Source organism: Streptosporangium sp. NPDC051023 (assembly GCF_040689595.1).
GTDB lineage: Bacteria > Actinomycetota > Actinomycetes > Streptosporangiales > Streptosporangiaceae > Streptosporangium.
Genome location: NZ_JBFBCE010000090.1, coordinates 15,402 through 39,404, shown reverse-complemented (window position 1 = coordinate 39,404; position 24,003 = coordinate 15,402). Strand labels below are relative to the sequence as shown.

Here is a 24,003-nt window from a genome sequence, read left to right as displayed (position 1 = left end):
CCAGTGCCGGTGCCTTCCCTCGTCGCTCATCCGCTTCGCTCCTTCGCTCCTCAGTCCAGACACCGGCGCGCCCAAGCCAAGAACAGTCCCCGGGTAACCGGGAGTGGAGCGGGTCCCGGTTCCGGTAGCGGCGTGCCCAAGCCAGAAGCAGTCCCCGGGTAACCGAGGGTGGGGCGGGTCCCGGTTCGGGTAGCGGCGTGGCCAAGCCACAAGCAGTCCCCACCACCAGGGCGGCCAAGCCGGGTTATCTTGCTGCACCCTCGTTGGCACGGTCCGATTTATCTACGGAAAGTGGCAGCTCGATTACCAAGAGTCTGCTAGGAATTACCAAATGTTTGCCAGAACCACTTCCGCGCTGGTCGCGGCCATGATCCTGGTTCCCCCCTGGGCCGCGACGGCCGCCGCGGCCGGACCGGTCAAGCACGACCGGGTCGTCTCGGCCGACCCGGTCGACACGACTCCCCACGTGCTCAACGGGATTGTCGACGCCATCGCGCTCGTGGGCGGCACGGTCGTGGTCGGCGGCTCGTTCGACCAGGTGAGCGACGCTGCGGGCACGACGACCATGGAACGCTCCAACCTCTTCGCCTACGACCTGGCCACCGGGCGCGTCCTGCCGGGCTTCGCGCCGTACCTCGACGGCCCGGTCCGCGCGCTGGCCGCGGGCGCGGACGGCACGGTCTACGCGGGCGGCGAGTTCACCGAGACCGGGGAGAGCGGGAGCGAGACTCGCGGCCTGGTCAGGCTGCGCCTGTCCGACGGGTCGCCGGTGCCGGGCTTCGACGCGCAGGCATACGGAGGCGTGGTCACCGCGCTGGCGCAGCTCGGCCCCTTCCTCTACGTCGGCGGCGACTTCACCCGGATCGGCGACGCCCGCCGTACGGCGCTGGCCAGACTCGACGCGGGAAGCGGGGCGGTCGATCCGGGCTTCGCGATCGAGCCCGGCGAGCCGAGGGGCCGCAGGCTGCGGATCAACGCGATGGCGCTGAGCGGCGACCGCCTCGCGGTCGGTGGCGACTTCACCACCCTGGACGGACTCTCCCGGCCCCAGCTCGGCCTGGTCGACGTCGGGGCGCGCCCCGCGAAGGTCGCGAGCTGGCGGACCTCGACCTACGCCGCCAAGTGCAGGGACGTCTTCCCCAGCTATGTCCGGGGCCTGGACTTCGCCCCGGACGGGACCTACCTCGCGGTCGTCACGACCGGGGGTCCGGAGGGTCCCGGCAAACCGTGCGACACCGCGGCGCGCTTCGAGACCCGTCCCCGCGGCTCCCTGGCGGAGGTGCGGCCGACATGGGTGAACCACACCGGCGGCGACTCGCTCTACGCGGTCGCGGCCACCGGCGCGGCCGTGTACGTGGGCGGCCACCAGCGCTGGCTGGACAACCCCCGGGGCCGTGACTCGGCGGGTCCTGGAGCGGTCCCACGCCCCGGCATCGGGGCGATCGATCCGCGCACCGGGAAGGCGTTGCCGTGGAATCCCACAAGGGACCGCGGAATCGGCGTCAAGGCATTCCTGGCCCATCACGGAGGGTTACTGGTTGGTAGTGACACAACGCGGCTTGGTCACGAGTACCATGCCCGAGTCGGCATGTTCCCGCTGCCATGATCACTCCTGATTCTTAGTGAATCGCTCACTCACCGCGTCGCGCTGCTTCGACAGCAGGACGTAGCTGGCCACCCCACTGACCAGGAATGCGGCGACCAGCAGGATGAAGGGCTGGCGCAGGCCGAGGAGATAGAGCACACCGATGCTTGCGGCCAGGAGCCCCAGCCTGGAGACGGTGTAAACGAAGACGGGATGCACAGCGTTGAGGTTACGTCACGCCGCACTCGGCCTGCTCAGGGGCAGGTCAGAAGACGGAGTGGACACCCTTCGCGCAGGGCGCGAGCGCTGCTAGTGTGCCCAACAGATCAGTTTCGTAAAGAAACACCCACGAGAGTCTCAAAGAGGCTCTATCATATAACAATCGGGCAGTCAGTCGATAACAACCCGTGATCTTTGTTGAAAAGCACGGATAAATCAGACTTCGCTCGGCACACTGGTTACCTGTCCGCCCGCTGGCAGGAAGCGGGATGCGAGGGGGAGAGATTGTGGAGAGTAGCAGCGAGCGTCTGCTGACGCCTGGAGAGGTTGCCGCCCTCTTCCGGGTCGACCCAAAGACGGTTACACGCTGGGCCGCGGCAGGCCGCATCAGCAGCATCCGTACCCCCGGAGGGCATAGGCGGTTCCGCGAGTCGGAAGTGCACGCCCTTCTGCGCGGAGAGGACGTATTGACGGCCGAACGGCCGGCAGGCGAAACCCCGCGCGTCTGACGGCTTATGACGTCACACCATCGGTGGTCCTACGGGCCCCACCCGGAAACCGCAGGGTCACCGATGGAGTCGTACGGCCCGAGCCCCTCGCGCAACGACCCGCAGTCCCCTTCTCCGGCGATCCCCCCGATGCGGAGAAGTTCCACGAGATCGTCGTGGCTCAGGCACGCTAACTGTCCTGTTCGGCCTTGAAGGCCAGGAACTCGCGTTCCAGATCGTCGTTCTCCTCAAGCCAGCGCCGTCTGCGCTCCGCCAACTCCTCCTCGGTGAGCGCCTCCGACAGCCAGCGGTCGTAGTCCGGGTCACCCGGCAACAGTTCCACGTACGCGTTGCCGATCAGACGCCCGTCATCGCTGGACAGGGTCTGCGGCACCCGCAGCGTCCCGTCAGCGAGCCGGATGACGTACATCCCAGATCACCTAGATTCCGTAACGCCGATTGAAGAACAACATGACATTGAGCGCCAGCCTCGTGTCGCCGCCCAGCATGTCCACCAGAGCGGGGCGCTGCCGCGAGACGATCGCGGCGAAGGCGTCCGCGAAGAACTCCTTACGTCCCAGGTGCCCGGGCTGCAGGTGGAACCCGGAGGCCAGCATCGGGACGCACTGCTCGTAGAGCGCCGCGAACTCGGGGGAGTCGGAGACCCAGCTTCCATGGGGCGCGTCCACGTCGTCCAGGGCGTGCCCGACCTCGTGCATCATCACGTCCGGGGTCGGCGAGGGCCGGTCTCCCACCACGATCTTGCGGTCGCCGTACGCTCCCGCACAGATGTCCCAGGTCGCCCGTCCCGAGGGGAGTGGCGCTCCCCGCAGGTAGCCCATGTCGTCCAGGTCGGGCACCCCGCCCGCGCCGACGTAGATGCCATCGAGCCCCTCTGCGAGCTTGCCCTTCAGCCCGTCGGGCAGCCTGGCCAGGCTCTCGACGGCCCGTACCACGTCCGCTGACGGCGGTCCCTGGCGGGAGTCCCACTGGCGATGCAGGATCCGTTCGAGGCGTCCGCAGTGCCGCAGGCCGTCGCCCAGATCGGGGGTTTCCGGAGAGTTCGGCTGGGCTCTTGGCCGCTCGTCCTCAAGCTCGAAGTCCCGCCAGGTGTACTGCGGGCGGTCGACCACCGGCGCCGTCACAGCACCGATCCGCCGCTCCGGCTCAGCGGGAGCATCACGGACCGCTTGCCTCACGACACTCTCCGTGCGCTGCGGCAGGCCTCGCTGCCACCAACGCCGTCGATGACGGCCCTTGTCCGCCGAATTCGCCATCACACGCCCCAGGGGAAGTGGCAACAGGCTCCACCGTACGACGTGGATCTTCCCCAGTCACCAGGAACGAGGGCATGACCGCACCCTGTCTCCGAATGGCTTACAGTTCGGGCATGCCCCTGCTTGTCGGTCTGGCGATACTCGCCTTCTGGCTCTACTGCCTGTTCGACGCGATCACCACGCCGGACGAGGAGACCAGAAATCTGCCCAAGCTCCTATGGGTGATCATCGTGCTGCTGCTGCCCATCGCGGGCGGTGTGTTCTGGCTACTGCTCGGCAGGCCGAGCGCCTCTGGGACGCCGGGCACGCTCCCGCCGGGTGAGAGACGCGCCCGCCGCGAGGCCCCGAAGGGCCCCGAGGACGACCCCGACTTCCTCAAGGACCTGGAGCGGCGCCTGCGCGACGAGGAGTGACGCGGGACGGCACGCCCGGCCCGCGCGGGCCGGGAGTTTCCGCGTATTTCCCGCGCGAGCGAAGAGGTGAGACCGGAACACCCTTTATAGCAAGGCCTAAAGGAGCAGAGCGGTCTCAGGGAACCTCGGCGTAGGAGTGCAGCCCCCCCAGGAAGATGTTCACGCCGACCAGGTTGAACATCAGGCAGGCGAAGGCGATGAGCTGCACGATCATGGCGGCCCTGCCCTTGAACCCCGCGGTCGCCCGGGCGTGCAGGTAGGCCGCGTAGGCGATCCAGGTGATGAACGCCCAGATCTCCTTGGGGTCCCAGCCCCAGTAACGACCCCATGCCTTGTCCGCCCAGAGCGAGCCCGCGATGACGGCGAACGTCCAGATCGGGAAGCCGATCACGATGGCGCGGTGCGCCACCCGCTCGAGGTCCTGCCGGGACGGCAGACGGACCGCGCTGTCCTTCCTGACCAGGAAGAGGAGGCCGGAGACGCCGGCCATGATGAACAGGCCACTCGCGATGATCGCCGCCGTCACGTGGATGGCGACCCAGTAGGAGTTGAGCGCGGGCACCACGGGACCGGCCTGTACGTACAGGTACCGTACGGCGAAGCCGAGCCCGAGAGCGGCGGCGACCGTGACGAACGCACCGAGGAAACGGCTCCGGTAGCGGATGTGCATGAACAGGAACGCGCTCACCGCCGCGAAGCACATCGCGACCACGAACTCGTACATGTTGCCCCACGGCCACCGGCCGACGGCCCAGCCCCTGGTCAGGATGGCCACGAGGTGCGCGGTCCAGCCGAGCCAGGTCAGCGCGAGCGCGACCGGAGCGGCCCGGAGCGCCCACGCGGGGGGTGCCTTCTCCGTGTGCTCCCCGCCCTCGGGCGAGGGCTCGGAGACGGACGGGGCACCGGCCGCGTCGCCGCCGACCGTGACGAGCGCGGGCTCGCCCTTCTTGACCTTGACCTTGGCCGCGGCCCTGCCGAAGCCAAGGTCGAGGGCATAGCCGATCATCGCGACGATGTAGAGCAGCACTGTCGCCAAGGTGAGCTGGTCGCTCAGCGTGGCGAGGCCGACATCGACCTCAACGGGCATCGTTCACTCCTGGATTCAAAGCGGCGACGATCTCGGCGAACTCCTCGCTGAAATCGCTGCCTTCGGTGCGCGTGAGACCGCCGACCTCGACGTGTCCACGGTCCTGTCCTGGGTGGTCGTCCCGGGACTCCCCGGGGGCCTGGGACGCCAGGGGCGCCAGAGGCTTCGTTCCGCCGATCCGCACCCACACCCTGCGGCGGCGGACGGTCAGCGAGAGCACCAGGCCGACGACCGCGAGCGCGGAGGCCACGAGCGCGGGCATACGGCCCGGATCGTGGGTGATCTGCAGGGCGATCCACTCCTTGACGCCGGTGAACTCGATCGACCCCGCGCCGTTCGGCAGGTCGAGCTTCTTGCCGACGGCCAGCGGATCGGCCTTCATGACCAGCGGCCTCATCTTCTTCAGGCTCGCCGGGTCGAGCTCGTAGACCGACTGCGGCCTGCCGTTCTTCATGCCGAGGTCCCCGGCGAACGCGCCGTACACCTGGGCGGTCGGGTTGGCCGCGCCGGGGAAGACCGAGACCCACTCGCCGTTCATCGGCACCGTGGTCGGCAGGAAGCCGACCAGGAGGCCGAGTTGCTCCGGCTGGGCGTCGGGGACCTTGATGACGCACTCGGAGGTGAAGGTCGCCGGCTGGACGACCAGGCACGGCACTGCACCGTCGAACGCGACCTGCCCCTTGCCGTCGGTGATCTTGAAGGTGGGGGCGTAGCCGTGGTCGATCAGGTACGTCAGCGTGCCGTTGACGTCCAGGGGTTCGTTGACCTTGAGGTTGTAGCCGCGCTCGGGGGCTCCGGGGGCGTCGGCGACCTTGAGCCTGGCCTGGAAGTCGAGCGGCTGCCCGCGCCGCTCGCCCTTGACGATGTAGGAGGCCTGGAAGTCCTCGACGGTGAAGGAGAACGGCTCAAGAGACTCGGCGCTGACCTGCTGGCCGGGCATGTAACGGTCGTAGGCGGCGACCGTGTTGGCGAACCCCTCCCCCTCGACGACCAGGACGTTGCCGCGGTAGCCGTACAGTGCGCCCGCCCCGACCGCGATCAGCAGCCCGAGCAGCGCGACGTGGAACAGCAGGTTGCCCGTCTCGCGGAGGTACCCCTTCTCCCCCGAGACCCAGTCGGGGCCCGTGACGACCCGGAACCGCATCCGGCGCAGCCGCGTGGCGACCGCCTCCACGGTGAGGTCGCTCTCGAACGAGGCGTGCTGCGGCAGCCTGACCAGGTTGCGCGGCGGCGCGGGAGGCTTCCTGCGCAGCTCACGCAGGTGTGTCATGGTCCGCGGAAGCACGCAGCCGATCAGCGACAGGAACAGCAGCAGATAGATCGCGGCGAACCAGGGCGCCTTGAACACGTCGAACAGCCAGAAGCGGTCCAGCCACTCGGCCAGCCTCGGGCTGTCGCTGAAGTACTGCGAGACCTTGGCGTCGGAGACGCCGCGCTGTGGCCAGATCGACCCCGGGATCGACCCGAGGGCGAACAGGAACAGCAGGATCAGCGCCGTGCGCATCGAGGTGAGTGTGCGCCAGAACCAGCGCGCCCAGCCGACGATGCCGAATCCGGCGGGCCGTACGGCGGGCCTGTCCCCGACCGGCTCGCGACCGGGCTCATCCGCCGGACGCGTCCTGGCGGCCTGCTCGACTTCCTCCATCAGATCACCGGCTCGAATCCGCCGATCCACCCCTGCATCGTCACGATGAGATCCCCCCAGAGCCCGGTGACGAGCAGCAGGCCGACGGCGACCAGCATGGCTCCGCCGACCCGTGTGATCAGCTGCGAATGGCGGCGGACCGCCTTGAATGTGTGCAGTGCCTTACGGTATGCCAGGCCTGCGACCAGGAAGGGCAGGCCGAGCCCGAGCGCGTAGGCGAAGGCGAGCAACGCCCCCCGCCCCGCGCTGCCCTCGGTGAGGCCCAGGGTGAGCACGACACCGAGGGTGGGGCCGATGCAGGGGGTCCAACCGAGGCCGAAGACCACGCCGAGCAGCGGGGCTCCCGCAAGGCCCGCCGCGGGCACCCGGTGGATGCGGAAGTCACGCTGGAGTCCAGGCAGGATCCCCATGAACGCCAGGCCGAGCACGATGGTGAGCGCGCCCAGCACCCGCGTGATGATCTCGGCGTTGCCGAGCAGCGCCGCGCCGAGCCCGCCGAAGAGCGCTCCGCCCGCCACGAAGACCACCGCGAAGCCGAGGACGAACAGCGCGATGCCCGCAACCATCCGGCCGCGTTTCGGGTCGGCGCTCATCCCCGTCACGTACGAAAGGTAGCCGGGAACCAGGGGCAGCACGCACGGCGACAGGAAGGAGACCAGGCCCGCCGCCACCGCGATCGGCAGCGCCAGGAGCAACGACCCGCTCGCGACCGTCGCGGTCAGGTCAGTGCTCATCGGAGGCTCGCCGCGTCCGGTTATTTCTCATCGCCGACCTTGGTGACCGCTTCGAGGAGGTCGTTGTACTTGACCGCGCCGAGAGCGCGGGCGGCGATCCTGCCCTGACGGTCGATGATCAGCGTCGAGGGGATGGCCGCGGGAGGAACGGTGCCCTGGAAGGAGAGCGCGATCCTGCCCGGCTGGTCGAAGATGCTGGGGTATCCGGTCGCCTGGTTGCGCTCGAAGGCCAGCGCGTCGGCCTTGCGGTCCTTGAAGTCGACCCCGAGGAACTCGACGCCACCGGCCTTGGTCTTGGCGGCGATGTCCTTGAGCACCGGGGCCTCGGCGCGGCAGGGCGCGCACCAGGCGGCCCAGAAGTTCAGCACGACGACTTTGCCCTTGTGCGCGCCGAGCGTCGCGGTCCCGCCGTCGAGGGTCTCCCCCTCGACGGCCGGAGCGGCCTTGCGGTCGGCGGCCTCGAACATGGTGATCTTACCGTCGCCAGGAATGAAGCGGGTGTCCCCGCTCTGGGGCTGCGATCCCTGGTTGCCGGCGCATCCGGCCACGGCGACGAGCGACACGGCGGCGAGCATCACGGCCGCGAAGGGTTTTGCGCGCATCAGGGGCTGAGTCTTCCTGTACTACAACCGGTAGAGCAGTCACTCTACCGGCGTGGTCAGGCGCCCGGCACAGCGGGGCGCTTGGCGAGCGCGCCCGCAGGTTCGCTGTATCCGACGCTGATCAGCCGGTCCCCCTCGAAGGAGAAACTGGTGAGGCTGGCCAGCGCGCACTGCCTGCGCCTGGGGTCGTGCGGCAACCGCCTGCCCTCGGCCGCCAGCCGGATGATCCAGATCGGAAGCTGGTGGCTGACCAGCACCGCCTCGTGACCGCGCGCCGCGTCGCGGGCGGCGTCGATCACGCTTCTCATCCGCTGGACCACGTCGGTGTAGCGCTCGCCCCATGAGGGACGCAGCGGGTTCCACAGGTGGCGGTAGTGGCGCGGGCTGCGGAAGAGCCCGTTTCCTCCGGCGACAGAGAAGCCCTCGAAGATGTTCTCCGCCTCGATGAGACGCTCGTCGAGCGCGACCTCCACCCCGAAGGCCGAGGCGATCGGGGCCGCGGTCTCCTGGGCCCGCTCTAGCGGAGACGAGAACAGCACGGTGATGTCGCGCCCTGCGACGGACTTGGCGACCATCTCGGCCATCTGCCTGCCGGTCTCCGAGAGGTGGTAGCCGGGCAGCCTGCCGTACAGGATGTTCGCGGGATTGTGCACCTCACCGTGGCGCAGGAGGTGAACAACGGTCGTCTCAGCCATGGTGCCGCCAGCCTACTGACAGGTATGGATGAATAGGGCGCATAGATGGACCAGTGTGGCCGCACCACGCGGGCGACGCCAGGGCCGAAGACGGTTACGTCCCAGGTTTCGCATCTTTTCCACGTGTTCCACGCCGGATCCATGGGTTCATGGTGGATTCATGGTTGATCAGGGTGTTACGTGCAGGATCCGTGCTGGTTGAGCGCCCGATCCCCACGAGATCCCGTTCGGGGCCGATCACCGCCGTCGAGGATCTGGCCGATGAGATCGGCCGCCAGGCTCAGCATCTGGCACTCCGCCGGGGACAGGACCCGCGCCATTGTCTCGGCCAGCCAGGCGTCGGAGTCCCGGACATGTTCGGCGAGAACAGCGATGCCCGGTTCGGTGAGGGAGATGTGATGTTGCCTGCGATCGCTCGGATTGCGGGATCTGCTGATCAGCCCCTTCTCGTCGAGCGAGGCGAGCACGCGGGTCACCGACTGGGGCTGCAACCGCTCGGCGTCGGCCAGCTCGCCCGCCGTCATCGGGCCGCCGCGGTACAGATGGCCGAGCAGGGAGAACCCCAGCCTGCCGGGACCACCCTGTGGACGCTCGGCACGCAACCGCAGACTGAGTCGGGTGGCGGCCCTGCGAAGCGCGACAGCGGTCGCATGAAGCTCATCGTCATTCACAATTACTACGCTATTACTTACTAACCCCCTCCCCCAACTCCTCACTCCGAACCAAATGCCCCTCCACTCCCTCACCCCCACCTCCCCCGCTCTCCCCCCAAGGCCCTCCGGCTGCCTTCCCTCCGGCTTCCACAGGCCTGTGGATTTCCACCGCACCGGTACGGCGAGCGGCGACGGAGCGCCTTCCGGCGCCGATGCGCGGCGCACACACACGGAGCGAAAGCACAGGACATTTCCACGGGCGGACAGCAGCAGTTAATACGTATCACTTACTATTTGGTTGACGCGAACGATCGTTCGGCGTTCATACGAGGCGTGAGCCGCTCACCTGAGACGTGAACCAGGAGGTGCCGAATGCGGATCGGGCAGACCGCTCGGTCTCAGCGAGGGTTCCCCGTACGGCCGACGCCGGATCCCGGGCCGGGGACACCCGAGACCGAGCCGACGGTTTCCGGCCCCCGGTCGACGGCACCGGTGGGGACGACGAGAGCAACGGGGACGGCGAAGGCGCTGCTACGGGAGACGGGGCGCTGGTCGCGGGACACGCCGGTCGCCCCGGAGCAGTTGGTCAGCGCCGCACTGGGCCTCGGCGGCCCGGTCGCCTACGGGGTCGTCTCCGCTCACATGACGGCGGGCATGCTGGCCGCGATCGGCGCGCTCGCCGTCAGCGGCGCCACAACGAGCGGCGGTGGTTCGGCGAACAGCCATGCCACCACCGCGAACAACGGCATACGCCTGGTCTACGCGGCGGCGACCGCCGTCGCCGCCGGACTGGCCGGCGCGTTCCTCGGAGGCCGGGGCTGGGTCACGGCGGCGGCGGTCGTGGTGATCGCCGCCGTGTCGTCGGTGCTCGGCGGATTCAGCAGGCCCGCCGCCGAGAACAGCACCCGGTTCATCACCTTCCTCGTCATCACCACCGGCCTGGGGCCCGTCGGCGACGTCCTCGGCGTGGCATGGGCGTTCGCCCTGGGAACGGCCTGGGCCCTGCTCGCCACTCTGCTCGTCACCTCGCTCACCACGTTGTCCGTCACCTTCACCGCTCACCTCCCCTCCAAACGGCGCCTCCCGACGCCGACTGCCACCACAGCCGCCACCATCACCGCCACCGCCACCGAGACGACGGCTGTCACCGCGAGCCCCTCGCCGACCCCTCGGCCACCGTTCGGAGCCCTGCTGCGCCGCTGGCGGGCGTCGCTGCGCACCATGAGAGGATGGCGGTATCCCCTGCGGCTCACCCTGTGCCTCGGGATCGCCGAGGCGATCACGGTGCTCTGGCAGCAGCCGAAGGCGTACTGGATCGCCCTCACTGTGGTGATCGTCCTACGGCGTGAGCCCGACGGGGCCCTGGTCATGATCGTCCAGCGAGCCTTGGGAACCGCCGCCGGGGCGCTGCTGGGCTCCGCGTTGCTGCTGGGGGCACCGCCCTCGTGGCTCCTGGCCCCGATCGTCGCGGCGCTGGCCGCCCTGCGGCCGTTGCTGAAGGCCCGTAACCACGCGTGGTACGCGACGGTGATGACACCGCTGGTCGTGTTACTCCTGGACTCCGGCCACGACATGTCGCCATCGACGATCGCCTATCGGATGGCGGACACCGTGGCCGGATGCGTCATCGCCCTGGGGGCGGGCCGCCTGTTCCATCCTCGCTCCCACCCCCTGCCCGGCGGGGAGCAGCATGCCCCCGCACCGGGCCGCCGGACCGTCCCGGCGAGGGCGGGCAGAACATGACATAAGAGCCGAGAGCGTGTGACACGAGAATCATCAGGCATATGACATGTGACATGGAAAGCATGACAACGGGGAGGGAACGCCCGTGACGTCGTGGACCGACCACGCGATCTGGTGGCAGGTTTATCCGCTCGGCTTCACCGGAGCGCCCAGGGAGGCGCCGCCCGGCGACGCGCCGGTACAACATCGGCTGCGCCGCCTGGAGGGATGGCTGGACTACGCGGTCGAGCTCGGCTGCTCGGGGATCCAGCTCGGGCCGATCTTCGCGGCCGAGACGCACGGGTACGACACCGTGGACCACTTCCGGATCGATCCGAGGCTCGGCGACGACGCCGACTTCGACCGCCTGGTCGCCGCCGCCGGACGGCGTGGCCTGAGGATCGTGCTGGACGGGGTGTTCAACCACGTCGGCCGCTCCTTTCCGGCCTACGTCAGGGCGTCGGCCGAAGGCCCTTCCTCCCCCGCCGCCCGCTGGTTCAGACCCCGCCCTCAGAAGGACGGGACGGTCGCCTACGACGTCTTCGAGGGCCACGACCACCTGATCGCCCTGAACCACGACGAGCCCGCCGTACTCGGCCACGTCGTCGAGGTGATGAACCACTGGCTCGGCCGGGGGGCGGCGGGCTGGCGGCTGGACGCGGCCTACGCGGTGCCGTCCGGTTTCTGGCGGCGGGTGTTGTCCGAGGTACGGCGGACGCATCCCGAGGCCTGGTTCGTCGGGGAGATGATCCACGGCGACTACGCGGCGTACGCCGCCGACGGCGGACTGGACTCGATCACCCAGTACGAGCTGTGGAAGGCGATCTGGAGCTCGCTCAACGACGGCAACTTCTTCGAACTGGCGTGGACGCTCGACCGGCACAACAAGCTCCTCGGCTCCCTGGTCCCGATGACCTTCGTCGGCAACCACGACGTGACCAGGATCGCCACCAGGGTCACCGACCGCAGGCACCTCGGCCACGCCCTCGCCGTGCTGTTCACCGTGGGAGGCACGCCGAGCGTCTACTACGGCGACGAGCAGGCCTTCGAGGGCGTCAAGGAGGACCGGGCCGGGGGTGACGACGCGATCCGGCCGGAGTTCCCCGAGTTGCCCGGCGACCTGCCATCGTCCGGCCTGCCGACCTATCGGCTGCACCAGCGGCTCATCGGCCTGCGCCGCAGGAACCCCTGGCTGGTCAGGGCCGCCACCGCGGTCGAGCACCTGTCCAACAGGGCGATCGCGCTGCGTTCCCGCACGGACGACTCATCGGCCCAGGTCGTCGTGCTGTTGAACATCGGCGACCGTCCGTACCGGTTCCCGGTCGACCTCGGCGGTCTCACGGTCGCCGAGACCTCCGAGCCGTCGGGCGATCACGGCGACCCCGCCACCGTCCCCGCGCACGGCTGGAGCGTCCTCGTCACCGGACGACCCGGCTGACACCTTGCCGCCCGCAGGACGATCCCTCACCCGGCGGCGTGGTCCTCGACCGGCTGCTGGTGGGCGGCGGAGGCGGTTCTGAGCGCCTCGACGGCGGCCCGGATCGCCGGGCGGCGAGCCGCGTCGGTGCGCCAGAGCGCGTAGATCTTACGGACGAGTCTCGGCCTGAGCGGGACGACACGCACTCCCTCGGGAATGAAGTCACGACCAAGGCGGGGGATGATGGCACATCCCCGACCGGCCGCGACGAGGGCGAGATGGGTCGGATACTCATCCGCCATGCAGGTGATGTCGGGCTCGAACTCGGCCGAGCGCAGGGTGTGGACCAGCCAGTCATGGCAGATCGTGCCGGGTGAGGAGCTGATCCACTGTTCTCCGGACAGCTCGGACAGCTCGATCTCCGACCGGTCGGCCAGGGGGTGGGAGGCGGGCAGGATCGCGTCGGCGACGTCGTCGAAGAGCTGCGCCCTCGACAATCCCTCGGGAACGGCCAGCGGCCGGTTCCCCCAGTCCTGGACCACCGCGAGATCCAGCTCGCCCCTGCTCACCTCGCGGAGCTGGCGTTCCGGCTCCCGCTCGTGAAGCTGGAGTCTGAGGTCGGGGTGGCGCCTGTGCAGGTGGGACAGCGCGGCGGGCAGCAGTCCGCGCGCCGCCGTGGGGAACGCCCCGATGCTCAACCGGCCGACGACCTCTCCCCGCAGCGCCTCGAAGTCGGCCTCCGCGGTCTCCACCAGCGCGAGGATGCGCTCGGCGTGGTCGGCGAGCAACCCGGCCGCGTCCGTCAGCCGCACCCCGCGCCCGTTGCGCTCGAGCAGCGTCGCACCGGTCTCACGTTCGAGCTTGGCGAGCTGTTGCGACACGGCGGACGGGGTCACCATGAGCGCGTCGGCCGCCGCGCCAACCGATCCGTAGACGGCCACGGCATGCAGGGCCTTGAGACGGTTGAGATCCAACATATAAGCAACCCTAAACGTCCAAGGCAAGAAAAACTCGCTTGTGCTGAATAATGACTGCAAATAAGGATGAAGAGATGCGAACCCGTCATCTCCTCATGGCCGTCGGCCTCGCCGCCGTCTGGGGTTTCAACTTCGTCGTGATGCAGGCGGGGTTACGCCACTTCCCGCCGCTGCTGTACGTGACGCTTCGCTTCACCCTGGCGGCCTTCCCCGCCCTGCTGTTCGTCGGCGGCCCGAGAGCGCCCTGGCGGTGGGTCGTCGCCGCGGGCGCCACCCTCGGCGTCACACAGTACGGCCTGCTGCTGGTAGGCATGCGGGCAGGCATGCCCGCCGGCCTGTCCTCGCTCGTCGTCCAGATCCAGGCGGTCTTCACCGTGATCTTCGCGGTGGTCCTCCTCAAGGAGCGGATCACCTCCCGCCGGATCACCGGCATGGGCGTCGCGTTCGCCGGACTGGTCCTGATCGCCCTGAACCTGGGCAACGGCAGCCCGGTCGGCGCGTTCGTCCTGGTCGTCGCCTCCGCCCTGGCCTGGGGCATGGGCAACATCGCGGTCAGAAAGGCCGCCCCGCCGGACTCGCTCCGCTTCACGGTCTGGATGAGCGCGGTGGCCGCCCTTCCCATGTTCGGCCTGTCCCTGCTCCTCGAAGGCGTTCCCCACCTGACGTTCTCCGTCGAGGGAACCCTGTCCGTGCTGTACGTGGCGCTGATCTCGACCCTGGGCGGCTTCGGCGTCTGGGGGTTCCTGCTCAGGCGCTACGACGCCTCGGTCGTGGCCCCCTACAGCCTGCTGGTCCCCGTCTTCGGCATGTCCTCCGCGGCCCTGTTCACCGGCGAGCCGATCTCCACGGTGAAACTCCTCGCGGGCGCCCTCATCGTCTGCGGCGTCCTGTACGCGGGCACCCGTCCCGCGGGCCGTACGGCCGCCGTCCCCGGGAAGACGGGCCAGGCGGACATGCGGCCGGAACCCACCGGCTCCCGCTAGGAACGGCCGGGTCCACGGCCCGCGTCATTGAGAGGTCCGATCACTGCCAGCCAGCGGCCAGAGGAACCGGCGATGCTGAGCGGCATGAACAACAACGATCTTGACGGCAAGGTGGCACTGGTCACGGGCGGCAGCCGCGGCATCGGCGCGGCCGTCGCGGTGCGCCTGGCCGAGGACGGCGCCGACGTGGCGTTCACCTACCAGCGGAACACCGATCGGGCCGACGAGGTGGTCGAGCGGATCAAGGGCATCGGACGCCGCGTGCTGGCCGTACAGGCGGACAGCGCGGACCCCGCGGCGGTGTCCGCGGCGGTGGACCGGGTCGCCGCCGAACTCGGCAGGCTGGACATCCTGGTCAACAACGCCGGGGTCTATCTGACCGGCCCGGCGGAGGAACTCGGCCTTGAGGAGTTCGAGAGCACCATCGCGGTCAACGTGCGGGCTCCGTTCCTCGCGTCGAGGGCCGCGATCGGCCACATGACCGACGGCGGCCGGATCGTCAACATCGGCAGCAACGTGGCCGGTCGTGTGCCCTTCCCCGGCTTGGCCCTGTACTCGATGAGCAAGACCGCCCTCATCGGCCTGACCAAGGGACTGGCCCGCGAACTGGGCCCGCGCGGGATCACCGTCAACATCGTGAACCCCGGAGCGACGGACACGGACCTGAACCCGGCCGACGGCCCGTACGCGGACACGATCAGAGGCTTCACCGCCCTCGGCCGGTACAGCGAGCCGTCCGAGATCGCGGCGGCCGTCGCGTACCTCTCCGGTGACGACGGCCGGTACGTGACCGGGGCGACGATCGACGTGGACGGCGGCTTCGGCATCTGACCCGGGTCCGGCATCAGCCGAGCGCGGTGAACGTCGCTTCGGAGCGGTCACGCCTGGAGTACAGCTCCAGGCGGCTTCTGCGACGTCATCCGGGTCGAGGGACTCGGCTCCCCCGTCGCTGTACCTTTCCGGTCGGGACTTCACCATCTCGTGGATGTCACCGCGCTCGACGAACCCGCCTCGGGTCGCGAGCCGTACGGCTCGGTGACGGTGTGCGTGGCGCTCTCGAAGGACCACGGCGACAGCACGGTTCATGTCGAGGTGATCGACGACGGGTCGGACGGCAGCCTGCCGTTCGTCCGGGCGGCGACGACCGACAGTGACAGTGGACGCGGCCTGTTCATGGTCGAACTGCTCTCGGCCCGCTGAGGCGTCCACCACGACGACGAGACGGGCAACGCCGTCTGGTTCCATCTGCCGGACACCGCCGCCGAACACCGTTAGCGGCGCACCGTCGCGTCAGTCCACGCGGATGCGCACGGCGGCGCGCGAGTTCAGCGACCGGAGGACGACCGTGTCCGGCACGCGGGCGGGTGGGCAGCAGCGGAAACCAGGGCGGAATCTCACAGCCAGTACCACTCGATCTCCGCCTTCGCCCGCCGCTCGGCGAGGAAGGCCGAGAACGCGGCCCTGCCCGCCGCGGCCAGCGTCTCCGGGTCCGGGCGCGCGGAACTGCGGCGCCGTACGGCCCCGAACAGGAACCCGTCCCGATAGGCCACCGGTCCGGCCACTCCTCCCTCTTCCACCTCGCGCAGCGGGGCGGGCAGTTCGGACGCCGCCCGGTCGGCCACGTGGACGGTGAGCTCCCCCACAGGATGGGCGACCGCCTCCGCGAGCGCCGAGAAGGGATCATCGTGCCCCGCCAGCTCGGCCAGCCGGGACTCGGGCCCGACCACCCACACCGCCGAGACCTGGTCGAACTCCGCGATGTGCTCCTTGAAGTAGGCCTCGGCCGACTCCGCCTCCTTGCGGGCCCGGAAACCACGCATCTTGGCCAGCGAGTGCAGGTGGTTGTCGTAGGCGCCGGGCGTCAGGCCGACCTCTTCGAGCCAGCGCAGCATGTCGGCGCGGCTGTGCAGGCCGCGGTGCCTGCGGAAGTCGTCGGAGGCCAGCTGCAGCTCCTCCTGGGAGGGGTCAGGCTCCTGCCAGCTCTCCAGCGTGAGAAGGCAGTAGTCGATGAGGTCGTCGTGCACGGTCCGGTCGCGGTCGGCGAGCGCCCGCAGGGTGAGCAGGGCGGTGTGCACCGACAGCTGCTGACCGTCGACGGACAGCACGTTGCTCGCGGCCCAGTGCGTTGAGTGTTCGACCGTCCACGGGACGCCGTCCTCGGCGGGCGCGGTGACGGCGACGGCGCCGCCGTCCGGATGGTCGAGGACCAGGTCGTAGTCGACGATCGGCGAGCCAGGGCGCACGTCCACCACGAGCTGGGCCCGGCCCTCGGGGCGCCTGGCACGCCAGGCGGCGACTCTCCCCCGGGCCTCCGGCACGCCCTCCCGCCTGCGCGGCAGCCCGCGCAGCAGCTCGACGGCCTCGGCGAGCGTCTCGGAAAACCCGGTCATGCCGACACCTTCCGCCCGACGCGCCGTTCCCCCGCGACGAGCCAGTCGGCGATCGCCTCGGAGATGGGAAGGTCGGTGAACTCCTCAAGCCACCCCCACTGGCCGCTGGGGTTGAGTTCCAGATACACGTACTCGCCTTCCGGGGTGAGGATCACATCGATGCAACCGAAGGCCAGGCCCAGCGAGCCGACCAGTTCGACGCAGCGCCGCTCCAGGTCATCGGGCAGATCGTGGACGGCGTACTGGGAGAAGTGGCCCTCGTAGTGGCGGTAGTCGTGGCGGGTCGCCCGCGATCCCTGGGAGTGGATCTCCGCGGTGAAGACCCGGTCACCCACGACGGTGATCCGCAGCTCGACGGCCTTGTCCACATAGGGCTGCAGGATCGCGGGGGCATGAGCCAGGCGGTTCCTGCCGGTGAGGTGCCGCCGGGAGACCGGGGTCGTGTAGAAGTTGTGGCCCGTGCCGTCGATCCCGAACTCCACGAACTCGACCTCCTTGGCGATCAGCCGCCCCTCCGCCTCCGTCCAGGCCTCGACGAGTTCCTCGGGGTCGTTGGTGACGGTCGTCTCCGGCACGGTGAAGCCGAGCCTGACGGCGGCCGTGAGGTTGACCAGCTTGTTCTGGGCGCGGAGCACGTCGGCGGTGCGCGCGGGAAACCAGCGGGTTTCGAAGGCGTCCTCCCACCCGTTGAGGTGAAAGCGCGCCACCTTCTCCGCGTAGTCGCGGTGCGTCGCGTCCCCGACGACGTCCGCCGCCTTCGGCCGGGAGGGCCTGCGGTTCCAGACGGCGCTGAAGACCGAGGAGTCGTACTCCACGCCGCCCGTCACCAGCGTGTGCCGCCACCGCCCGCCGGTCAGGCGGGAGGTGATCCGGCTCTCCGCGGGGTAGTCGCCCGGATCCCACCAGAGCGCCTCGACGCCCCGTTCGGCGAGCTTGGGCAGGACCAGGTTGACCGCCAGGTCTTCTTTTCTGCTGAGTATCAGGATCAAAGGATTCTCCGCGTCGGAAACAGGTGGCGCCCGTACGGCCGGCCGTACGGGCACCTCCCGGTCACCCTCAGGTGGAAGTGTCAGGCAGCGGGTCGCCCTTCGTCCCGTTGCCGAGAGAAGAGGACAACTTGGGGGTCGGGGGGGTCATCGGCTCACGGCCACCGACCACGGCGCCCAGCACGTCATCGGAAAGCTCCGCGACGCCGTCCAGGTCATCGATACGAACAGTCATTTCCACACCTCCTTCCACGTCTCACTTCAGTGCGACCGATCTTTCGCTCGTGATCTTGTAGACGACTTGGAGGCAACTTGGATCTTGGCTGAACGTCGGCATTCCATCATCGGGCACCAATTATGAGCACATCTCATATTTATCCCGGCAAAGAGAACCGATGAGATAGTCGAAAACAATGCCTTGAGACGACCACGGCACCGATCCCGCGGCGAAATCGCGGCTCAGCGCGAAAAACCGTGTTTCCGGGCGGCGCACCGTCACGTCAGTCCACGCCGATGCGCACGGCGGCGCGCGAGTTCAGCGACCGGAGGACGACGGTGCCCGGACGGCCGGGTTCGCGGGCACGCAGCGTCACACCGCGCCGACTCGCCGGCGGCATGTGGAAGTAGCTGTCCGCGGGCTCGAACTCGTCGGACGTCAGGGTCACCGCCTGCGCGAAGTCACGCGTCTCGAGGTGAATGATCGACTCTCCCGGCGAGAGGCGTTCGCAGCGTCCGCCGAGGCCGACCTCCGGGCGCAGCGGCGCCAGCCGGGGGCCTGGGAAGTGCCAGGCCTCGGCGATCATGCTCCCGCCGGCGCGGCGCAGCGAGACGACGGCGACGTCGTGCCCTGCGGGTCCGAAGCGGTAGGCGTGCGTGAGGTCGGTGAAGCCGGGCAGTAGCGTGTCGAGCCGGAGCGTCGTGCATCCCCGCGCCGCGATCGTCAGGCAGGTGCCGGCACCGCGCGCCCGGGCCCCGGCGAAATCGTGCAGCGCGAGCGCCAGCTCGGCCTCGAGCGGCTCGTCGCGTTCGTTGACGACGTGGGCGTCAAGGCCGTTCAGCCCCTCGTCGGTCACCACGACCGTCACGGGCGCCAGCACGCGGCGCAGGTAGAAGTACGCCGCCTTCGGACGGCCCCAGGCGTCGCGGATCCCCCAGCCCGCGCCCGGCTCGAGATCCTGCAGGAACCAGACGAGCCCGCCCCGGCACATCGATCGCGACCGCCGCCACTCAGAGAACGCGGCCGTCATCAGCTCACCGGGGACGGTCCGGCTGAGCTCGAGGTAGCGCTGTGGGTCCTCGTAGCGGCAGCGCAGCGGGTCGATCCCGTACAGCCGGGCCAGGTAGTGGTCGCGGACATCGTCGAAGTCCCACCCCGCCCCCGCGTCGCGCGGCACCGCGGCCTTCCAGGCGGCGTCGCCGATCGCCGCCGCAGACACGCGGCGCCCGGCCTTCGTCGGCGGGTCCTCGGGGACCTGCGCGACCGCGAGGCACTCGGTCGCGAAGCGCACCGCGCTGCGGCGCAGGTCGTCGAGACCGCGCAGGTACGCGCCGACGCCGTAGTAGTGGGCCGTTCCGGCGTCAAGGCTGAACGGAAACACGCCGCCGTGCGGGGTGCTGGGCCAGAACGGCACCTCGCCGAGCAGCTCGGCGCATGGGCGGGCGAGCAGCTCGGCGATCGGCGGGCGCGCCCAAACCTCCGGCGGCGCCCCGAGCATCGCGGGCTGCTGCTCGAGCTCGCTGCCGCCGCAGAGCACCGCGAGCGACGGCCGTCCCTGCCAGCGCAGCAGCTCCTGGCGGGACTCGGCCTCGATCTCGGCGCGCAGCTCCCCGTCGTCGACCGGGTAGTCGAGGCTCGCGAACATGAAGTCCTGCCAGACGAGGATGCCGAGCTCATCGCATACGTCGAAGAACGCGTCGTCCTCGTAAACGGTCGGGCCCGCGATCCGCACCATGTTCATCCCGGCGTCGCGGGCGGCTTCGAGCGCCGCGCGGTACTCCGCCTCGGTTGCGCGCAGGGAGACCGGGTGCAGCGGCGTCCAGCAGGCGCCGCGGCAGAAGACGTCCACGTCGTTGACGCGCAGCGCGAAGCCCTCGTCAGCGCGGTCGACGGTGAGCGAACGCAGGCCGACATGACCGAGGTCGAGCGTCATCCCCTGCGTCGAGCTCCCCGTCGTGAGCGTCGCGGAGAGCCGGTGCAGCGGCTGTGCACCATGCGTGTGCGGCCACCAGCGCGCGGGCCGCGGGACCTCGATCGTCGCCGTGCCGACGAGGGTTTCGGCGCCCAGCGGCGCCCAGCCGCACGCCGCCTGCACGCCGCACAGCGCGACGGCGCCCTTGATCTCGGCGTGCGCCATGGCGTCTACGTCGAGCGTGATCGCGACGTCGACGCGGGCCGAGGTCTCCGACACGACCGTCGCGATCCGGCGCTCGCGCAGCCGCGGCGGACGCCAGCGCTCGATCGCCACAGGGCGCCACGGGCCGACGGCGGGATGGCGGGCCGACCAGCCCGGCATCCGCCCGAGCAGCGACGTCCGGACGAAGCGCAGCCCCTGGTGCTCCACGAGCCGGGTCCGCCAGCGCGGGCGCGGCCGACGCCTGCTGAGCAGGGCGTGCAGCGAGGAGAAGCGGATGGCGAGATCGTTCTCCGTCCGTGCCAGCTCGCGGATGTCAACGCGATGGGCGCGGAACATCGAACGCGACGTGAGCACGTGGACGCCGTTGAACCAGACGTCGGCGAGTGTCGCGAGCCCGTCGAGGCAGAGCGTCAGGCGTTCACCGTCCGCGATCGGACTGAGCGCGAACGTGACCCGGTACCACCAGTCCCGGCCGTCGATCGCGTCCGCGGGAAGGCCGCGGAACGTCTCGGCGACCGTACCCGGAACAGGTGCCGCCTCCCACGTGCCGGTCTGGCGGTCGAGTGCCCGCGGTTCGTTGACGGCACCGGCCGGGACCCCCGTCGCGCTCCATCCTTCGGTGAGCGGGAAGCGCTCGCACATCGGCGTCATCGCGCGCTGCGTGTCAGCAGATGCGCGCCGCTCGCGGCCAGCAGGCGGTCGTTGGCGATCATGAGCGAGGCGGAGTACGCATCGCGCAGGTGACGGGCGACGCTGAACGGCGAGCTCTCCGAGTAGCCGGCCATCCCGCAGACCGCGAGCGCCCCGGACACCGCCTCCACGACAAGCTCCGAGCAGCTGAGCTTCACCGCGTTGAGATCGATCGCGGCGCCGAAGCTCTCCGTGGCGGCCGACCCGTCGGACGACTCGAACTCGTGGATCGCGAGACCACGGGCGAGGCTCCCGTGCATGAGGTGAACGCAGCGGTCGATGTCGGTGAGCCGCGCGAGAAGCGTCGCCGGGAGGGCCTTCGAGGCCAACGCCTGCCTGCGCGCGAACGCACGCGCCCGCTCGAGCGCGTCCGACGCGATGCCGATCCAGCACGCCGCCCACAGCAGGTGCGAGTAGGGAACCATCGTCTGCGACGCGACCTGCCCGAACGGGATCGGCAGGATCTGCTGGACGGGGAAGTCGGCCTCGATGTCGAAGCCCGGACTGCATGTGCCGCGCATGCCGAGCGTGTCCCACCGTGAGCGAGGTGTCAGCCGCATCTGCTCACGGCGCACGAGCGCGAGCACCTGGTCCGTCGGCGGCGCGTCGGACTCCCGGCGCGCGGTGATCAGCAGCGCGTCCGCCTCGAACCCGTAGGAGACGGTCGGCGCGCTCTTCGCCAACGAGCAGGCGTCGCCATCGCGCCGCACAGCGGCGGAACTCTGGCGCAGACCGCCGCCGATCCCGGCCTCGGACGTCGCCGACCCGAGCAGGATGCCCCCGTGAGCGACCTCCCGCAGCGCTTCGGCGAGCTGCGCGCTGTCGCCACCGTGCCGTGCGAGGCAGGCGACCTGGATCTGGTGCATCGACCAGATCATGGCCGTCGAGGCGCAGTGCCGGGCGAGCTCGGTCGCGATCGCGAGCCCCTCGCGCAGTGCCAGGCCGCCACCCCCCGCCGCGCGCGGCACCATGATCCCGAGCAGGCCTGCCTCGCGCAGAGCGTCGACGGCCTCGCGCGGGAAGCGCGCGGCGCGGTCGACGTCAGCGGCCGCCGGCGCGACGACCTCCCGGCCGATCGCGCGGACGGCGTCGAGAAAGTGGCCGCGAACCGGCGCGGGCGAGCTCAGCGGGAGTGCGCGCCTACCACACACGCGAATGCTCCCGTCGCGTTGGCCCCGCCGGGAGCGCGGCGTCGAGCGAGGACGTCGCCCGGCCCCACAGGTCGGCGAGTTCGGACCAGATCGGCGCCGCGGCGACCACACGCCGCCGCCGGACCGCGCGTGCGGTGCGCAGCAGCATCGTATGCGCGCCGCGGGCGAGCTCGTCGAACAGCGCCGCCGGGCTCACGAGCTCGGGGAGGTCTGCGGCGAGCCACCGCAGCAGCACCGCCGCGTACTGGCTCGCGGCGCCTGCCTGGCGCAGCCCCGCGAAGACGTACTCATCGAAATCCCCGCCCGCGGCGGCGAGCTCGTCGACGGCCGCGTCATGGTGCTCCGCGGCGCGTTCGTAGGGGTTGGCGAGCGGCCGGCGGTCGAGGTGCTCGCGGGCCAGCGCGGCGGCGCGCAGGCGCAGCTCCGCCGTCGGCGGCGCGTGCAGCCGGTCGAGCTTGATGATCTCGACGTACGGCGGCAGCCGCTCGTCGCCCGCCTCACCCCAGGTCAGCACCCGGTCGTAGTCATCACCGGCGAGCACGTGGTGGCCGGCGTCGTGGAAGTAGTGCAGGTGCCGCGCCTCACGATCGACAGCGGTCGTGCCGACCGTCGTCTTCTGATGGCGCGTGCGATAGCTGGTTCCCGCGGTGTCGGGCAGGTGGAAGGCGTCGACCTCGACCGTCAGCAAGCGGCCCGCCGCGAGCTGCTCCGCGATCTGCTCGGGCAGCGACCGCCACACGTTCAGCTCGGCCACGTCGATCCCGTACAGTGCGAACAGATCACCCGGCAGCGGCTTGAAGAGCGTCCACTGGTCGCCCTCGAAGTCGCACGCGAGCGCCGCGACAAGCGCGGGCCGGGGATCGAGGCCGAGCCAGTGAAGCGTCTCGATCCACATGTCCGCGTAGCAGTTGGAGACAGGCCACGCGAGGTTCCCGCCGCCGTGTAGCCAGTGCGGGACGTGGGCGTCAGGCGCGGGTCCGCTACGAGCCGCGATCAGCGACACAGTCGCCCTCGCAGGTCGGCGGGCCAGGCGTCGAGATCGAGGCCGTGCTCGGCGAGGAGGGCCAGCGCGATGCGCTCGAGGCCGAACCCGACGCACGCCGTCTCGGCCACCTCGCCGTCGTCGCGGCGGATCGCGAAGCGACGGCCGAAGTGATCGTCGTGCAGGTTGTACGACGACACCGCCAGCCACCGGCCGCGCAGCGGAACCTGCAGCTCGTACTTCAGGCGCCGCCGGTGCTGGTCGGCGCCGAGCAACCGGCGCGCCGCGCCGAAGAACGGATCTTCGGCGAGCTCCCGGCGGACGGTCAGGCCGAGCCCACGCAGGTAGGCGCTCCCGCGGTCAAGCCATTCCTCCCGCCAGCGCTCGCAGGTCGCGCGATCGCCCGCACAGACGAACTCCTCAACCCGGAAAGCCCGCAGGCGCCCCGCCTCTGCGGTGTCCTCGTGGCGGTAGCAGTAGGAGAACGCGTTGACCTCGCGACCGCCCGGCGGCAGCCTTCCCGCAAGCAGGGGATAGACGTGGTAGCAGACGGCGGGCGCGAGAACGGCGTCGCTCAGCGCCTGGTGATGGCCCCAGTCGGCGCCACTGGAGAGCTCGTCGACGAGCTTCGCGTGGGCGTCGTCGTCGCCGACGAAGCCATGAATCGAGCCCGCGAGGTGGGCGAACCCCTCAAGGTAACCGCTGCGCTCGAGCGTCGCGCGGCTGAGCACCGGCGGAAAATGGAGTGTGGCGCCGTGCTGCTCACGGCGCAGCGCGCCGATCTCGGCGTGCATCCGCGACACGACACGCTCGACCGGGGCGCCGAGAGCGTCAACGCCGGGCGCCTGACCCGCGACGAGCAGGTCGCGCTCGGCCAGCTCGACGAGGAACGGGTCGCGCTGCCGCGGGCCGTCGAGCGCGGGCTGTGAGGAGACGGTCACCGGTGCGCCATC

At 70.0% G+C, this 24,003-nt stretch carries 25 protein-coding genes; 8 read left to right on the top strand and 17 right to left on the bottom strand.

What is annotated here, in order from left to right:
• The first annotated feature begins 331 nt into the window (after positions 1–331).
• Complete coding sequence (locus tag AB0395_RS39155; RefSeq protein ID WP_366290385.1) at positions 332–1,606, top strand: delta-60 repeat domain-containing protein; 1,275 nt, start codon at positions 332–334, stop codon at positions 1,604–1,606.
• Here AB0395_RS39155 and AB0395_RS39150 read toward each other — a convergent pair whose 3' ends face one another.
• On the bottom strand, positions 1,607–1,804 hold the full coding sequence (locus AB0395_RS39150) for a DUF4229 domain-containing protein (protein WP_366290382.1): 198 nt from the start codon (positions 1,802–1,804) through the stop codon (positions 1,607–1,609).
• 269 nt (positions 1,805–2,073) lie between these two features.
• Here AB0395_RS39150 and AB0395_RS39145 point away from each other — a divergent pair, with 269 nt between their 5' ends.
• Positions 2,074–2,313, top strand: coding sequence for a BldC family transcriptional regulator (locus AB0395_RS39145; protein WP_179820504.1), 240 nt, complete (start codon positions 2,074–2,076; stop codon positions 2,311–2,313).
• 169 nt (positions 2,314–2,482) lie between these two features.
• Here the strand turns inward: AB0395_RS39145 and AB0395_RS39140 are convergent, their stop codons facing one another.
• Together AB0395_RS39140 and AB0395_RS39135 are read right to left on the bottom strand one after the other, a co-directional pair.
• The gene (locus AB0395_RS39140; RefSeq protein WP_366290378.1) at positions 2,483–2,722 is read right to left on the bottom strand and encodes a hypothetical protein; all 240 of its coding nucleotides are present in this window, start codon (positions 2,720–2,722) and stop codon (positions 2,483–2,485) included.
• Positions 2,723–2,732: 10 nt separating this feature from the next.
• Positions 2,733–3,491 (bottom strand): hypothetical protein, encoded by a 759-nt coding sequence (locus tag AB0395_RS39135; protein WP_366290375.1) that lies wholly within the window; start codon positions 3,489–3,491, stop codon positions 2,733–2,735.
• A 191-nt stretch (positions 3,492–3,682) separates the two neighbouring features.
• On the opposite strand from AB0395_RS39135, the gene AB0395_RS39130 reads away from it, so the two are divergent.
• Positions 3,683–3,982, top strand: a complete 300-nt coding sequence (locus AB0395_RS39130) for a PLDc N-terminal domain-containing protein (RefSeq protein ID WP_366290372.1) — start codon at positions 3,683–3,685, stop codon at positions 3,980–3,982.
• A gap of 115 nt (positions 3,983–4,097) precedes the next feature.
• Here AB0395_RS39130 and ccsB read toward each other — a convergent pair whose 3' ends face one another.
• From ccsB to AB0395_RS39100, 6 genes are all read right to left on the bottom strand, one after another.
• The gene (ccsB, locus tag AB0395_RS39125) at positions 4,098–5,069 is read right to left on the bottom strand and encodes a c-type cytochrome biogenesis protein CcsB (protein ID WP_366290369.1); all 972 of its coding nucleotides are present in this window, start codon (positions 5,067–5,069) and stop codon (positions 4,098–4,100) included.
• The gene (locus tag AB0395_RS39120) at positions 5,059–6,714 is read right to left on the bottom strand and encodes a cytochrome c biogenesis protein ResB (RefSeq protein ID WP_366290366.1); all 1,656 of its coding nucleotides are present in this window, start codon (positions 6,712–6,714) and stop codon (positions 5,059–5,061) included. The genes ccsB and AB0395_RS39120 overlap by 11 nt, the downstream gene beginning before the upstream one ends.
• Entirely contained in the window at positions 6,714–7,448 is a 735-nt protein-coding gene (locus AB0395_RS39115; protein WP_366290364.1) for a cytochrome c biogenesis protein CcdA, read from the bottom strand. Before AB0395_RS39115 ends, AB0395_RS39120 begins: the two co-directional genes overlap by 1 nt.
• A 20-nt stretch (positions 7,449–7,468) precedes the next feature.
• Positions 7,469–8,050 carry a TlpA disulfide reductase family protein gene (locus AB0395_RS39110; RefSeq protein ID WP_366290361.1) on the bottom strand — a complete coding sequence of 194 codons (582 nt, stop codon included), beginning with the start codon at positions 8,048–8,050 and terminating at the stop codon, positions 7,469–7,471.
• Between the two features lie 56 nt (positions 8,051–8,106).
• Complete coding sequence (locus tag AB0395_RS39105; protein WP_366290358.1) at positions 8,107–8,745, bottom strand: histidine phosphatase family protein; 639 nt, start codon at positions 8,743–8,745, stop codon at positions 8,107–8,109.
• Between the two features lie 176 nt (positions 8,746–8,921).
• Complete coding sequence (locus AB0395_RS39100) at positions 8,922–9,416, bottom strand: MarR family transcriptional regulator (RefSeq protein ID WP_366290355.1); 495 nt, start codon at positions 9,414–9,416, stop codon at positions 8,922–8,924.
• Between the two features lie 354 nt (positions 9,417–9,770).
• Between AB0395_RS39100 and AB0395_RS39095 the strand changes: the two genes are divergently transcribed.
• On the top strand, positions 9,771–11,141 hold the full coding sequence (locus tag AB0395_RS39095; protein ID WP_366290353.1) for an FUSC family protein: 1,371 nt from the start codon (positions 9,771–9,773) through the stop codon (positions 11,139–11,141).
• A gap of 85 nt (positions 11,142–11,226) precedes the next feature.
• Complete coding sequence (locus AB0395_RS39090) at positions 11,227–12,558, top strand: alpha-amylase family glycosyl hydrolase (RefSeq protein ID WP_366290350.1); 1,332 nt, start codon at positions 11,227–11,229, stop codon at positions 12,556–12,558.
• A gap of 26 nt (positions 12,559–12,584) precedes the next feature.
• Here the strand turns inward: AB0395_RS39090 and AB0395_RS39085 are convergent, their stop codons facing one another.
• Positions 12,585–13,514: a LysR family transcriptional regulator gene (locus tag AB0395_RS39085; protein WP_366290348.1), complete on the bottom strand. Its 930-nt coding sequence runs from the start codon at positions 13,512–13,514 to the stop codon at positions 12,585–12,587.
• A gap of 74 nt (positions 13,515–13,588) precedes the next feature.
• Here AB0395_RS39085 and AB0395_RS39080 point away from each other — a divergent pair, with 74 nt between their 5' ends.
• From AB0395_RS39080 to AB0395_RS39070, 3 genes are all read left to right on the top strand, one after another.
• Positions 13,589–14,497 (top strand): EamA family transporter, encoded by a 909-nt coding sequence (locus tag AB0395_RS39080; RefSeq protein ID WP_366290345.1) that lies wholly within the window; start codon positions 13,589–13,591, stop codon positions 14,495–14,497.
• Between the two features lie 84 nt (positions 14,498–14,581).
• Positions 14,582–15,328, top strand: a complete 747-nt coding sequence (locus tag AB0395_RS39075) for a 3-oxoacyl-ACP reductase family protein (RefSeq protein ID WP_366290342.1) — start codon at positions 14,582–14,584, stop codon at positions 15,326–15,328.
• A gap of 150 nt (positions 15,329–15,478) precedes the next feature.
• Positions 15,479–15,697 carry a hypothetical protein gene (locus AB0395_RS39070; protein WP_366290339.1) on the top strand — a complete coding sequence of 73 codons (219 nt, stop codon included), beginning with the start codon at positions 15,479–15,481 and terminating at the stop codon, positions 15,695–15,697.
• Positions 15,698–15,891: 194 nt separating this feature from the next.
• Here the strand turns inward: AB0395_RS39070 and AB0395_RS39065 are convergent, their stop codons facing one another.
• The 7 genes from AB0395_RS39065 to AB0395_RS39035 form a co-directional block, all read right to left on the bottom strand.
• Positions 15,892–16,887 (bottom strand): TIGR04500 family putative peptide maturation system protein, encoded by a 996-nt coding sequence (locus AB0395_RS39065; protein WP_366290336.1) that lies wholly within the window; start codon positions 16,885–16,887, stop codon positions 15,892–15,894.
• Positions 16,884–17,876 (bottom strand): MvdC/MvdD family ATP grasp protein, encoded by a 993-nt coding sequence (locus tag AB0395_RS39060; RefSeq protein WP_366290333.1) that lies wholly within the window; start codon positions 17,874–17,876, stop codon positions 16,884–16,886. Before AB0395_RS39060 ends, AB0395_RS39065 begins: the two co-directional genes overlap by 4 nt.
• Before the next feature lie 67 nt (positions 17,877–17,943).
• On the bottom strand, positions 17,944–18,108 hold the full coding sequence (locus tag AB0395_RS39055) for a hypothetical protein (RefSeq protein WP_366290330.1): 165 nt from the start codon (positions 18,106–18,108) through the stop codon (positions 17,944–17,946).
• Positions 18,109–18,373: 265 nt separating this feature from the next.
• Positions 18,374–20,878 (bottom strand): hypothetical protein, encoded by a 2,505-nt coding sequence (locus tag AB0395_RS39050; protein ID WP_366290327.1) that lies wholly within the window; start codon positions 20,876–20,878, stop codon positions 18,374–18,376.
• The gene (locus AB0395_RS39045) at positions 20,875–22,068 is read right to left on the bottom strand and encodes an acyl-CoA dehydrogenase family protein (RefSeq protein WP_366290324.1); all 1,194 of its coding nucleotides are present in this window, start codon (positions 22,066–22,068) and stop codon (positions 20,875–20,877) included. The genes AB0395_RS39050 and AB0395_RS39045 overlap by 4 nt, the downstream gene beginning before the upstream one ends.
• Positions 22,058–23,071, bottom strand: coding sequence for a DUF1839 family protein (locus tag AB0395_RS39040; RefSeq protein WP_366290321.1), 1,014 nt, complete (start codon positions 23,069–23,071; stop codon positions 22,058–22,060). The genes AB0395_RS39045 and AB0395_RS39040 overlap by 11 nt, the downstream gene beginning before the upstream one ends.
• A complete protein-coding gene (locus AB0395_RS39035) occupies positions 23,062–23,991 on the bottom strand; it encodes a hypothetical protein (RefSeq protein ID WP_366290318.1) in 930 nt (309 codons plus the stop codon). Before AB0395_RS39035 ends, AB0395_RS39040 begins: the two co-directional genes overlap by 10 nt.
• Between the last annotated feature and the right edge of the window lie 12 nt (positions 23,992–24,003).